This is a genomic window from Pseudomonas sp. MPC6, from assembly GCF_006094435.1.
Lineage (GTDB): Bacteria > Pseudomonadota > Gammaproteobacteria > Pseudomonadales > Pseudomonadaceae > Aquipseudomonas.
In genome coordinates, this window is sequence record NZ_CP034783.1 from 3,485,254 (window position 1) to 3,497,754 (window position 12,501).

Below are 12,501 nucleotides of genomic sequence, written 5' to 3' on the forward strand. Positions count from 1 at the left end.
CTTGCCAGCGAAAGCGGTGGGTCAGTCGAAACATTCATTGCCTGAACGGACGCCTTCGCTGGCAAGCCAGCTCCTACAGGTTGTCGCTCACCTGCAGTGCGCCATCCCATCCGCCACCCAGGGCAGCGATCAGTTGCACGCTGGCAATCAACCGACTCTGTAACAAATTCAGCACGTTACGTTCGTTACTTAATGCAGTGGCTTGCACCACCACCACGTCCAGATAAGCAATCACCCCGGCCTTGTACTGATTCCGGATCAGACGCAGCGATTCACGCGCCGCGTCCAGTGCTTCCTGGCGTACACCCGCCTCGTTTTCCAGGACCTTGAGTTGCACCAGGTAGTTTTCCACCTCACGAAAACCATCGAGCACGGTCTGGCGGTAGTTGGCCACGGTTTCGTCGTAGGCGGCCTCGCTGCGGTCGACTTCCGCCGAACGCTGGCCCCCGTCGAACAGGGTCATCGCCAGTTGCGGTCCGACCGACCAGAAGCGGTTAGGCACGCTGAACCAGTTGTTCGAGGTGCTGCTGCTGTAACCGCCGTTCAGGCTCAACGTCAGGTCCGGATAATAAGCCGCCTTGGCCACGCCGATGTTGGCGTTGGCCGCCATCACCGAACGCTCCGCGGAGGCAATGTCCGGGCGGCGTTCCAGCAATTGCGACGGCAGGGCTAGCGGCACCTGCGGCAAGGCCGGGATGTCCTGGGTCTCGGCCAGGCTGAACTGCGCCGGCGCCAACCCGATCAGTACGGCAATGGCGTTCTCGAACTGGGCGCGCTGCCAGATCAGATCGACCATCTCGGCTTCGGTGCTCTTGAGCTGAGTGGTGGCCTGGGCCACCGCGTCCTTGCCGGAAACCCCGGCACGGTATTGATTTTCGGTCATTGTCAGCGAGCGCCGATAGGCTTCGACCGTCGCTTCAAGCAGGCGCTTCTGCTCATCGATCACCCGCAATTGCAGGTAGTTCTGCACCAGTTCCGATTGCTGGCTCAGGCGCATCGCCGCCAGATCGGCAAAACTCGCCTCGGCGTTGGCCGTGTCGGCTTCAAGGCCCCGGCGCAATTTGCCCCAGACGTCAGCCTCCCAACTGACCCCGGCCTGGGCGGTGTACGTGTCACGGATACCACTGGAGGTACTGGTCAGGCTTGAGCTGCTGCTGCCGGTGCCCTGGCTCGAACGATCCTTGCCGACAGTCAGGTCCACGGTGGGGAAAAACGCTCCACGGGCACTGCGTACCAAGGCCTGGGCCTGACGGTATTGGGCTTCGGACTGGGCGACGGTCTGGTTGGCGCTGTTGAGTTTCACGATCAGGTCATTGAGCTGTCGATCGCCATACAGTTCCCACCAGGCACCGCGGGCCAGGGAATCGCTCGGATTGGCTTGGCGCCAGCCGGCCGCTTCCTTGTATTGCACCGGCGCAGCGGCTGCCGGGCGCTGGTAATCCGGGCCGATGGCGCAGGCACTGAGCAGCGCCACGCACAGCGACAGGCTGAGTAAACGCGAACCTCGGGCCGTGACCGCGGGTGCAGCCAGGTTGAACAGCGAACGGTCAGTCATAGCGGAGTTTCCAGAGCAGCATCGGTACGCACTCCACGCCAGTGATTGAAGCGATGGCGCAGTTTGTCGAGATAGAGGTAGACCACCGGGGTGGTATAGAGGGTCAGCACCTGGCTGAAGATCAACCCGCCGATGATGGTCAGGCCCAGGGGCTGACGCATTTCCGCCCCTTCGGCGCGGCTCAGCAGCAACGGCAACGCACCGAGGATGGCGGCCAGCGTGGTCATCAGAATCGGCCGCAACCGTTGCAGGCAGGCACTGCGAATCGATTCCAGCGGTTCCAGGCCCTGATGCCGTTCGAGCTGCAGGGCCAGGTCGATCATCAGAATGGCGTTTTTCTTCACCACGCCAATCAGCAAAAACAGGCCGAGCAACGAGATCAGGCTGAACTCGCCGCCCAGCGCATAGATGGACAGCAGTGCGCCCACCCCGGCCGACGGCAAGGTCGAGAGAATGGTCAGCGGATGGATGTAGCTTTCATACAGCACGCCCAACACCAGGTAGACCGCCACCAACGCCCCGAGAATCATCCACGGCTGGCTCTTCTGGGTGGCGGCAAACGCATCGGCGGTGCCGGACATTTTCGCGATCACGGCTTCAGGCAAGCCGACCTTGGCAATCGCCCGCTCGATGGCGGCCGTGCCCTGCTCCACCGTTACGCCTTCAGCCATGTCGAAGGCAACGCTCTCGGAGGCGAACTGGCCTTCGTGGCTGACCCGATCGTCTTCCAGGCTGTTTTCATAATGAGCGATGGTCGACAACGGAATGCGCGCGCCGTCGGCGGTGATCACCTGGACCTGATTGAGGGTGATCGGGTCCTGGGCGTATTTGGGGTTGACCTCCATCACCACCTGATACTGGTTGAGGCTGTCGTATATCGTCGATATTTGCCGCTGGCTGTAGGCGTTGTTGAGCACCGAGGTGACCATATTCATGTCGACGCCCAGGCGTTTGGCCTGATCGCGATCGACAATCAGCGTGACCTGTTGGGCGCCACGACCTTCACGGGCGTCAATCGCCGTCAGTTCCGGCAATGCCTTGAGCGCGGCCACGACTTTGGGGTACCACTCGCGCAACTCTCCCAGATCGCCGCTTTGCAGGATGTAGGAATATTGCGAGCTGGTCTGTTCACGGCCTCCGCCGAACTGCAGGTCCTGGTCGGCCATCAGCATCAGCTGCGCACCGGGGACCTTGGGCATTTCCTTGCGCAGGCGTTCAATGACTTTCTGCGCGGACAGGTTACGTTCCTTGATCGGTTTCAGGCGTACCAGCATGAAGGCGTTGTTGGTGCCGTTGTTGCCGCCGATGAAGCCGGCGACGCTTTCCACCGCCGGATCCTTGAGCACTGCGCGCCGGAAGATTTCCATTTTCGGCTGCATCACGCTGAACGACAGGCCGTCGTCACCGCGCACGAAACCGATCAGCTGACCAGTGTCCTGCTGAGGCATAAACGTTTTAGGAACAACGACATACAGCGCGATGTTAACGCCAACTGTCACAAACAGACTGAGCAGCGTCAGGAGGCGGTGACGCAGCACCCAGTCGAGGCTGGTGGCGTATTTGCCCACCATCCAGGCGTTGGCCCGCTGGCTGTAGCGCTGCAGACGGTTTTCCTGGCCCGGGATGTGCGGCTTGAGCCAGCGGGCGCAGAGCATCGGCGTCAGCGTCAGCGAGACCAGCAGCGACACCACGATGGACGCCGCCAGGGTGATGGAAAATTCGCGAAACAGGCTTTCGACGATCCCGCCCATGAACAGGATCGACAGAAACACCGCCACCAGCGAGACGTTCATCGACAGCAAGGTGAAACCGACTTCCTGGGCCCCCAGATACGCCGCTTTCATTGGCGGCACGCCTTTGTCGATGTGCCGGGATATGTTCTCCAGCACCACGATGGCGTCGTCTACCACCAGCCCGGTGGCCAGGATCAGCGCCATCAGCGACAGGTTGTTCAGTGAGAAGCCATAGAGGTACATCACCGCGAACGTGCCAACCAGCGACACCGGTACGGCCAGGGTCGGAATCAATGACGCGCGGAAGTTACCCAGAAACAGGAACACCACCAGGATCACCAGCGCCACGGCAATCAACAGGGTCATCTCCGCTTCGTGCAGGGTCGCCTTGATCACCGGCGAACGGTCCATCGCCAGGTTCAGCTTGACGCTGGCCGGCAGCACCGCCTGCAACGCCGGCAACTGGGCCTTGATCTCGTTGACCGTCTCGATGATGTTGGCGCCGGCCTGGCGGTTGATCACCAGCAAGACCGCCGCGTCGTCGTTGAAGAAACCGCTGTTGTAGCGGTCCTCGACGCCATCGCTGACCTTGGCCACATCCTTCAGGCGCAGGGCCGCGCCATCCGCGTAGTGGATGATCAGCGACTCGTAGTCCTTGGCTTTCTCCAGTTGATCGTTGGCCTGCACCTGCCATAACCGCTCACCGTCCTCGACTGAACCCTTGGGGCGGCGCACGTTGGCATTGGCGATGGTGTTGCGCACATCGTCCAGGGCCACGCCGTACTGGTTCAGCGCCTGGGGCTCGAGTTCGATGCGCACCGCCGGCAAGGAGCTGCCGCCGATCTGCACTTCGCCAACGCCCTGCACCTGGGACAGGCTCTGGGACAGGATGGTCGAGGCCAAGTCGTAGAGCTGGCCTTTTTCCAGCACGTCCGAGGTCAACGACAACACCATGATCGGCGCCTGGGACGGGTTGACCTTCTTATAGGTCGGCATGCTGCGCATCCCGCTGGGCAGCAGGTTGCGTGAGGCGTTGATCGCCGCCTGCACTTCCCGCGCCGCGCCGTTGATATCGCGGTCGAGGTCAAATTGCAGGATCACCCGGGTCGAGCCCTGGCTGGAACGGCTGCTCATGGTGTTCACCCCGGCAATCGCCCCGAAGGAACGCTCCAGCGGCGTAGCCACGGTCGAGGCCATCACTTCCGGGCTCGCGCCGGGCAGGCTGGCCTGGACCACGATCACCGGGAAGTCCATTTGCGGCAGCGGCGACACCGGCAAGAGGCCGAAGCTCACCCCGCCCAGCAGCATGATCGCCAGGCTCAGCAACATGGTCGCGACCGGGCGCTTGATGAAAGGTCCGGAGAGGTTCATGGCTGCTCAACCACTTCCACGGACTCGGACTTGCGCCCCCAACGACGGCCCAGGCGGTCGAAGTACAGGTAGATCACCGGGGTGGTGAACAGCGTCAGCACCTGACTCACCAGCAAACCGCCGACCATCACCAGGCCCAACGGCTGGCGCAATTCAGCCCCGGAACCGGTGGCCAGCATCAACGGCACCGCGCCAAACAACGCGGCCAGGGTGGTCATCAGGATCGGCCGGAAGCGCAGCAGCGCCGCCTGATAGATCGCCGTCTCCGGGTCCAGGCCCTGATTGCGTTCAGCGTCGAGGGCGAAGTCGATCATCATGATCGCGTTCTTTTTCACGATACCGATCAGCAAGATGATGCCGATGATCGCGATCATCCCCAGGTCGTTGCCGCTCAACAGCAGCGCCAGCAAGGCGCCGACCGCCGCCGAGGGCAAGGTCGAGAGAATGGTGATCGGGTGGATATAGCTTTCGTACAGCACGCCGAGCACGATGTACATGGTCACCACCGCCGCCAGGACCAACAGCAAGGTGCTCGACAACGAGGCCTGGAACGCCTCGGCCGCACCCTGGAACTGGGTCTGCACGCCGATCGGCATGCCGATGTCCTGCTGCACCTGTTCGATGATCTCCACCGCATGCCCCAGCGCCACGCCCGGTGCCAGGTTGAACGACATCATCACCGCCGGGAACTGGCCGATGTGGGTGATCGCCAGTTGCGCCTGGCGCTCTTCGATGCGCGCCAGGCTGGACAGGCGCACTTGCCCGCCATCGGTGGTCTTGACGTGAATCTGGTTCAGCGCGTCCGGGCCGATCTTCTCGCCGGCCTGGGATTGCAGGACCACGCGGTACTGGCTGGCCTGGGTGTAAATGGTGGAAATCTGCCGCTGGCCAAAGGCGTCGTACAGCGCGTCGGTGATATTCGACACGGATACCCCGACCCGCGACGCCGCGTCACGATCGATCACCAGGTAGACCTGCAAGCCCTTGTCCTGCAAGTCGCTGGCGACGTCGGTCAGCTCCGGCCGTTGGGCCAGGGCGTCCACCAGGCGGCCACTCCACAGGCTCAGCAACTCCGAGTCTGGCGATGACATGCTGAATTGGTACTGGGTGCGGCTGACCCGGTCTTCGATGGTCAAATCCTGCACTGGCTGCATGTACAGGCGAATGCCGGTCAGCTTGTCCAGCTCGGGTTGCAGGCGCGTTATCACTTCGGTCGCGCTCAGGTCACGGTTGCTGTGGGACTTGAGGTTGATCAGCAGCCGGCCGCTGTTGAGCGTCGAGTTATCGCCGTCGACCCCGATGTAGGACGACAGGCTCTCTACCGCCGGATCGGCGAGAATCACCTTGGCCAGTTCCTGTTGCCGCTCGCTCATGGCCGCAAAGGAAATCGACTGCGGCGCCTCGGAAATACCCTGGATCACCCCGGTGTCTTGCACCGGGAAGAAGCCCTTGGGCACCACCATGTACAGGAACACGGTCAGCGCCAAGGTGCCGATGGCCACCAGCAACGTCAATGGTTGATGCTTGAGAACCCACTTTAACTTGCGCCCGTAAGCCGCGATCATCCAATCAATTGTTGCGCCGCTGGCACGGTAGAAACGGCCCTGCTCTTCCTCCTTGGGTTCACGCTTGAGTAGCCGCGCGCACATCATTGGGGTCAAGGTCAGGGACACCACCAGCGAGATCAGGATGGCCACCGCCAGGGTGATCGCAAATTCGCGGAACAGGCGTCCCACCACGTCGGCCATGAACAGCAATGGGATCAATACCGCGATCAGCGACAGGGTTAGGGACACCAGGGTGAAACCGATCTGTTTGGCGCCCTTGAGCGCCGCATTCATCGGGCTCTCGCCCTCTTCGATGTAGCGGGAAATGTTCTCCAGCATCACGATCGCATCGTCCACCACAAAACCGGTGGCGATGGTCAGGGCCATCAGGGTCAGGTTGTTGACCGAGAAACCGGCGAGGTACATCACGCCGAAGGTCCCGATCAGCGACAGCGGCACGGCCACCGACGGAATGATCGTGGCGCTGGCGCGGCGCAGGAACAGGAAGGTCACCATCACCACCAGGGCAATGGCGATCAGCAATTCGTGCTGCACGTCGGTGACGGAGGCGCGGATGGTCTGGGTGCGGTCGGTGAGCACCGTCACATCGAGACCCGCCGGCAAGTTGTCGGTGATGCTCGGCAGCAAGGCCTTGATCCGGTCGACCACTTCGATGACGTTGGCACCGGGCTGGCGCTGGATGTTCAGCAACACCGCCTGGTTTTCATTGGCCCAGGCCGCCAATCGTTCGTTCTCGGCGCCGTCGACGATCTCTGCCACGTCCTTGAGCCGCAGCGGTGCGCCGTTGGCGTAAGCCAGGATCAGGTTGGCGTAATCCTCGGGCGAGGTCAGCTGGTCGTTGGCATCGAGCATCGACACCCGGGTCGCGCCGTCGAAGTTGCCCTTGGGCTGGTTGACGTTGGAGGCGCCGATCAGGGTCCGCACGTCGGACAGGTTCAGGCCGTTGGCCGCGAGGGCCTCGGGGTTGACCTTGATCCGTACCGCCTGGCGTTGGCCGCCGGCGATGCTGACCATGCCGACGCCGCTGATCTGGGCGATTTTCTGCGCCATGCGGGTGTCGACCAGATCGTTGAGCTTGGGCAACAGCATGGTCTTGGAAGTGATGGCCAGGGTCAGCACCGGGGTGTCCGCCGGGTTGACCTTGTTGTACACCGGCGGCGCCGGCAGGTCCGTGGGCAGCAGATTGGTCGCGGCGTTGATCGCCGCCTGCACTTGCTGCTCGGCGACATCCATGTTGATGTCGAGACTGAACCGCAGGGTCAGCACCGAAGCGCCGCCGGAACTGGTCGAGGCCATCTGGGTCAGGCCGGGCATCTGCCCGAACTGACGCTCCAGTGGCGCGGTCACGGCGCTGGTCATGACATCCGGGCTGGCGCCGGGGTACAGCGTCATGACGCGAATGGTCGGGTAATCGACCTGGGGCAAGGCCGACACCGGCAGCAGCCGATAGGCAATCACACCGGCCAGAATAATGGCCAGCATGCTCAGGGTCGTGGCGACCGGGCGAAGGATGAACAGCCGCGAAATGTTCATGCGCCGCCCTTTTTCGCCTTGTCGGTGGTCGCGGGCTCAGCCGAGGTCGCCGCCGATTTGCCTTGCAGGTGCTCGGTCGGGGTGGTCGGTACATCCTTGCTGTCGTTGACCACTTCCACTTCGCTGCCTTCCTTCAGGCGGTCGGTGCCTTCCAGCACCACCCGATCACCGGCGGCCAGGCCCTCGGTGATAACGGTATTGTCACCGTTACTGGCGCCGACTTTCAGCTGGCGGATCGTGACCTTCTTGTCGCCGTCCATCGCGTAGACGAAGGTGCCGTTGGTGCCGAACTGAATGGCTGCCGAGGGTGCGAGCACCACGTCTTTCAGCGTGTCGGCCAGCAGGTGGACGTTGACGAACTGATTGGGGAATAGCGCCTGATCGCGGTTCTCGTAGCGAGCCTTGAATTTCAGGGTGCCAGTGGTGACGTCGATCTGGTTATCGAGGCTCTGCAACACACCGGTGGCCTGCAGTTTGGTGTCGCTGCGGTCCCAGGCTTCGGCAGGCAGCTTGGCACCGGTGCGGTAGCGAGCCAGCACCACGTCGAGGCTGTTTTCCGGCAAGGTGAATGCCACGCTGATCGGCTGGGTCTGGGTGATGATCGCCAGCGCCGTGGTGTCATTGGCGGCGACCAGGTTGCCGACGTCCAGCTGACGCAGGCCCACGCGGCCGGTGATCGGTGCGCGGATCCGGGTGAATTCGAGATTGAGCTTGGCGTCGTTGACCGCCGCCTGGTTGGTCTTGACCGTGCCCTGATACTGACCCACCAGCGCTTCGGCGGTGTCCAGGGTCTGCTTGGCGATACTGTCTTCGCGATACAGGCCGCGGTAGCGTTCAACGTCGACCTGGGCATTCTTCAATTGCGCCTGATTCTGCAACAAGGTGCCTTCGGCCTGCAGCAGGGCGTTCTGGTAGGGCCGCGGGTCGATCTCGGCCAGCAGATCGCCCGCCTTGACCATCTGCCCTTCTTCGAACGCTATCTTGATCAGTTCGCCGCCGACCCGGCTGCGTACATTGATGGTGTTCTGCGCCGTCACGGTGCCCAACGCCTTGTAGTACAGCGGGAAGTCGCCCTTCACCGCCGGTGCCACCCGCACCGGTACCGGGCCGGCCGCGCCACCGAAACCCGGACGCATCCCCCCGGACCGACCGGTGTGCCCGGCCACGGCTTTTTGCCCCGCGCCTTCTTTTGGCGCAGCCCCGCCGGGCCAGAATTTCCAGCACAGGACGGCGATGACCAACAGCACGAGCAGGCCGAACAGCCAGCGACGGGGATTACGGGAAGCAGAGGATTGCATTGATTGATCAACCATTGGGCGCGTGGGCTTTTTCTACGGGAGGCTGAACGATAAGCACTGGAGGGCGTTTAGCAAAGCGCCTTTACCGGCAATTTACCTTTCGCTTACGTATCAGGAGGTTTGTCTAAGGCACTGAAGCACAAATGAAAACGGCCTGGACAGGGCCAGGCCGTTAACAATTGTAAGGGAATACTTATTTCAGAACGGCAAGTGCTGCGTCGTAGTTCGGTTCGTCAGCGATTTCCTTGACCAGTTCGCTGTGCAGCACGTTGTCGTTTTCGTCCAGCACCACGACGGCACGGGCGGTCAGGCCCTTGAGCGGACCATCGGCAATCGCCACGCCGTAGTTCTGAATGAACTCGGCACCGCGCAGGGTCGACAGGTTCTGCACGTTGTCCAGGCCTTCGGCGCCGCAGAAACGGGCCTGGGCGAATGGCAGGTCAGCGGAGATGCACAGCACCACGGTGTTGGCGATGTCGCTGGCCTGGGCGTTGAACTTGCGCACGGAGGTAGCGCAGGTCGGGGTGTCGACGCTTGGGAAGATGTTCAACACTTTACGCTTGCCGGCGAAGTCTGCCAGGGTCTTGTCGGACAGATTGCCCGCCACCAGGGAAAAGGCTGGCGCCTTGGAACCGGCTTGTGGCAATTCGCCGTTGACTTGTACCGGGTTGCCTTTAAGAGTGACTTGAGCCATGAACGTAGTCCTTCTGATCGTTGATGTGGAGATTTGTGACGAGGCCGAAGTTAACCATGAAATGGTCTGGCGACCTATGCCCAGATACAAATTGTCATTCAGTTAGCCGCAAAACTGGATACAAAAATCCGCGGCTCATCCGGCGCCTACAGGAAGCCTGGGTCTCAGGACAATTTGCAGTGATCTTTCGTTTGCAGTGTTGTCGATTCAGGACAGGGTCATTCGACTAGAACCGAGTCACTCAACTCCAGCGGAGACAAAACCATGCGATTCATGATTTTTGTGAAAGCCAGCCCGGATTCCGAAGCCGGTATCCTGCCCAGCGAAGAACTGATGACCGCGATGGGCAATTTCAACGAGGAACTGGCCAAGGCTGGCATCCTCATCGATTGCGACGGCCTGCAGCCCAGCAGCAAGGGCGCCCGCGTGCGCTTCTCGGGCGACCAGCGCACGGTGATCGACGGCCCGTTCGCCGAAACCAGAGAGCTGATCGCCGGCTATTGGTTGTGGCAGGTGAAGTCGAAACAGGAAGCGATCGACTGGGTCAAGCGCTGCCCCAACCCTATGCCAGGCACCGACGCCGAGATCGAGATCCGCCAGGTGTACGAGGCCGAGGATTTCGGTGACGAATTCACCTCGAAACTGCGCGAGCAGGAAGAACGACTGCGCGAGCAGATGAAGAAGCCCTGACTCAGTGAGCCTGAATGGGTGCTAAACGGTAGCGCGATCACGCCCGGACCTTTGCAGTTGGCGATGGACGTGATCGAACGCTTCCCACTGCACCGGTTGAACCGGATGCTCACCGTCGACTTGTGAATATGACGTACAGCGGGTCAAGCTCTGATTCGGAGGGAAAGACGACGATATAATCGTCGATCCGCAGGTCTTTCCCTTCGCCCGCAAGAGGCTCTAGGGTGGGCACTGGCGAGGATTGAACAAACCCCAGGCGAGGCGATACCGTTGGTGCTGCGGGAACACTTCTTTCGAGGGTGGCCGGATCAGACCAGAACTCCGCCCGTTCCTGATAGCGCAATTCGAACTCACGGTGTTCACCGACCCACGTGCTTTTCGGTGCGTAGGGTGCGAAGCCTTGTTCGATGCGTTTTTTGTTCACCTCATCGAATGCAGAGGCAAGCAGGTGATGCTATCCGAGCGTTTACCACATGGCTTTGTCGAAGGCTTCGAACGACTTGAAATCCCGACCTCGAAACTGATCGCCGATCTGAGCGGGAATGGCTGCCCCCTGCGTCGGGGAGACCGAACGCCACCAGTCAGTAGTTGCCGGTTGTCCGATGCCGGTGACGACGCCCGCCCCCATCGGCGGCAAACTGAAGGACAGATAGGTCGGCGGCAGGCCGGGCACGCAAACGATGCAGTCCTGGATGCGTAAATCGACACCTGACGGGATGTCCAGAACCTCGGACGGTGTAACAGCCAAACCTTGCAGGACGTGGGCATCGTTTCAGCCGCGGCGTTACTGGCGACCTGGGTCACCGATCGTGCCGGCCTTGAGCGCTTTGCCGCTGACGCGCCCGCGGTCACCGACGACCAGCCGCGGATCGAATATGCGCCGTGGGTCCGTTCCAAGGAGATTACCCGGGTGTTGCCGACGCTTCTGGACCTGCGTCAGCCACCAGTGCTGGCGAATGCGGACACGGGCTTCAATGAGCGCATGAACGCTCACCAGCAGCGGTTGATGCAGTTTTATCGGGCGAGCCTGCATGCCTATGACGGCGACCGGGATGCCTGGGCCAGGGATATTCGCGAGGTGATGCGCGGGGATGGGGGGAATCCGTATTTCCGGTGATTTGTCGGGGAGTGATGCGGCGCCTGCAATTTCGCTCCCACAGGGTGTTGTGTAGTGTCCAACTGCTAGGTACGACACCAATCCCTGTGGGAGCGGGCTTGCTCGCGAAGAGGCCCTCAGCCCCACTACATCACTTGGACTTGAGCTTCAGATAAGACTGATGCAAATCCGCGGCCCAACCATCGATCACACCTTTCACATCATCGGCCTTCATCACCTGCGACTCGTTTTCCAGCGGCTTGCCGGTGCCTTTGCGCACGACCTGGGCCAGGACTTTGTTGTTGCCGCCGTCAAGGAACACCGCTTCCGTGGCCAGGTCGGTTTCCTGATCGCGGATACCGCTTGCCGTACTCACCGCCGCAGCCACCAGGGCAATCGGGATCACTTCATAAGGCTTCAGGCCCTCGGTCTTGCTGCTGACAGCGGTAATCGCTGCACGCACCACGAGCACACCGGGGCCGGGGCCCGCCGCCAGCGGCAGGGATTTACCCACTTCACGCTTGAGCGCCTGATCGTAATAACTGGTGATGCCGCTCAGGGTGCCCTGGGGGATCTTCGCGGTCGGTTGGGGCTTGGGGTAGAGCTGGGTCGGCTCAATGTAGACACTGCGGTACTTGTTGATGTCGAGCTTGGGATCGACCCAGCGCATCACGGTAGCACCCGAGGGTGACTGGGCTTCCTTGAGCTGACTGTAATCCTTGAGGAACCCCGAATACTGGTCCGGCTCCACGACTTTACTGGAGCAGCCCACCATTGCGATCGAGGAAATGCACAGAGTGCTCATCATTAATGCAAACTTCATGCTGTAACTCCTGTAAGCGGTTCGACAAGGGTACAAACAAGGGTCTTACAGGTATAGCCAATGCAGCGCCTTTTGCAGTGAAAATCACACTATTGCGCCATTACCGCCACCGGATCACAGCCGACATTTGACAGACGGCG

General features: G+C 61.5%; 9 protein-coding genes and 1 pseudogene. 2 read left to right on the forward strand and 8 right to left on the reverse strand.

The genetic code is table 11. From position 1 onward, the window contains the following. Window positions 1–73 precede the first annotated feature (73 nt). The 5 genes from ELQ88_RS18170 to tpx all read right to left on the reverse strand — a co-directional run bounded on the left by ELQ88_RS18170 (window position 74) and on the right by tpx (window position 9,752). Window positions 74–1,555: an efflux transporter outer membrane subunit gene (locus ELQ88_RS18170; RefSeq protein ID WP_138966786.1), complete on the reverse strand. Its 1,482-nt coding sequence runs from the start codon at window positions 1,553–1,555 to the stop codon at window positions 74–76. Further along, window positions 1,552–4,659 carry an efflux RND transporter permease subunit gene (locus ELQ88_RS18175; RefSeq protein WP_138966788.1) on the reverse strand — a complete coding sequence of 1,036 codons (3,108 nt, stop codon included), beginning with the start codon at window positions 4,657–4,659 and terminating at the stop codon, window positions 1,552–1,554. The genes ELQ88_RS18170 and ELQ88_RS18175 overlap by 4 nt, the downstream gene beginning before the upstream one ends. Continuing rightward, window positions 4,656–7,760 (reverse strand): MdtB/MuxB family multidrug efflux RND transporter permease subunit, encoded by a 3,105-nt coding sequence (locus ELQ88_RS18180; protein ID WP_138966790.1) that lies wholly within the window; start codon window positions 7,758–7,760, stop codon window positions 4,656–4,658. The genes ELQ88_RS18175 and ELQ88_RS18180 overlap by 4 nt, the downstream gene beginning before the upstream one ends. After that, the gene (locus ELQ88_RS18185) at window positions 7,757–9,073 is read right to left on the reverse strand and encodes an MdtA/MuxA family multidrug efflux RND transporter periplasmic adaptor subunit (RefSeq protein ID WP_128870766.1); all 1,317 of its coding nucleotides are present in this window, start codon (window positions 9,071–9,073) and stop codon (window positions 7,757–7,759) included. Before ELQ88_RS18185 ends, ELQ88_RS18180 begins: the two co-directional genes overlap by 4 nt. A 178-nt stretch (window positions 9,074–9,251) precedes the next feature. After that, window positions 9,252–9,752: a thiol peroxidase gene (tpx, locus tag ELQ88_RS18190; RefSeq protein ID WP_128870767.1), complete on the reverse strand. Its 501-nt coding sequence runs from the start codon at window positions 9,750–9,752 to the stop codon at window positions 9,252–9,254. Between the two features lie 264 nt (window positions 9,753–10,016). Here tpx and ELQ88_RS18195 point away from each other — a divergent pair, with 264 nt between their 5' ends. Next, a complete protein-coding gene (locus ELQ88_RS18195) occupies window positions 10,017–10,442 on the forward strand; it encodes a YciI family protein (RefSeq protein WP_138966791.1) in 426 nt (141 codons plus the stop codon). Window positions 10,443–10,551: 109 nt separating this feature from the next. On the opposite strand, the gene ELQ88_RS34340 is transcribed toward ELQ88_RS18195, so the two are convergent. Both ELQ88_RS34340 and ELQ88_RS34345 read right to left on the reverse strand, forming a co-directional pair. Then, window positions 10,552–10,866, reverse strand: a complete 315-nt coding sequence (locus ELQ88_RS34340; RefSeq protein WP_228761534.1) for an S-type pyocin domain-containing protein — start codon at window positions 10,864–10,866, stop codon at window positions 10,552–10,554. 42 nt (window positions 10,867–10,908) lie between these two features. Continuing rightward, a complete protein-coding gene (locus tag ELQ88_RS34345; protein ID WP_178084701.1) occupies window positions 10,909–11,190 on the reverse strand; it encodes a hypothetical protein in 282 nt (93 codons plus the stop codon). Here ELQ88_RS34345 and ELQ88_RS18205 point away from each other — a divergent pair. Continuing rightward, window positions 11,191–11,559, forward strand: a pseudogene (locus ELQ88_RS18205) (spermidine synthase); the annotation flags it as partial. Window positions 11,560–11,689: 130 nt separating this feature from the next. Here the strand turns inward: ELQ88_RS18205 and ELQ88_RS18210 are convergent. Beyond that, on the reverse strand, window positions 11,690–12,361 hold the full coding sequence (locus ELQ88_RS18210) for a DUF3313 domain-containing protein (RefSeq protein WP_138966793.1): 672 nt from the start codon (window positions 12,359–12,361) through the stop codon (window positions 11,690–11,692). Window positions 12,362–12,501: the final 140 nt, after the last annotated feature.

Bases quoted from the DNA above. Each gene is read 5' to 3' on its own strand.
- ELQ88_RS18185 (WP_128870766.1), bottom strand. From the start codon at position 9,073: ATGGTTGATCAATCAATGCAATCCTCTGCTTCCCGTAATCCCCGTCGC.
- ELQ88_RS18170 (WP_138966786.1), bottom strand. From the start codon at position 1,555: ATGACTGACCGTTCGCTGTTCAACCTGGCTGCACCCGCGGTCACGGCC.
- ELQ88_RS18180 (WP_138966790.1), bottom strand. From the start codon at position 7,760: ATGAACATTTCGCGGCTGTTCATCCTTCGCCCGGTCGCCACGACCCTG.
- ELQ88_RS18210 (WP_138966793.1), bottom strand. From the start codon at position 12,361: ATGAAGTTTGCATTAATGATGAGCACTCTGTGCATTTCCTCGATCGCA.
- ELQ88_RS18175 (WP_138966788.1), bottom strand. From the start codon at position 4,659: ATGAACCTCTCCGGACCTTTCATCAAGCGCCCGGTCGCGACCATGTTG.
- ELQ88_RS18195 (WP_138966791.1), top strand. From the start codon at position 10,017: ATGCGATTCATGATTTTTGTGAAAGCCAGCCCGGATTCCGAAGCCGGT.
- tpx (WP_128870767.1), bottom strand. From the start codon at position 9,752: ATGGCTCAAGTCACTCTTAAAGGCAACCCGGTACAAGTCAACGGCGAA.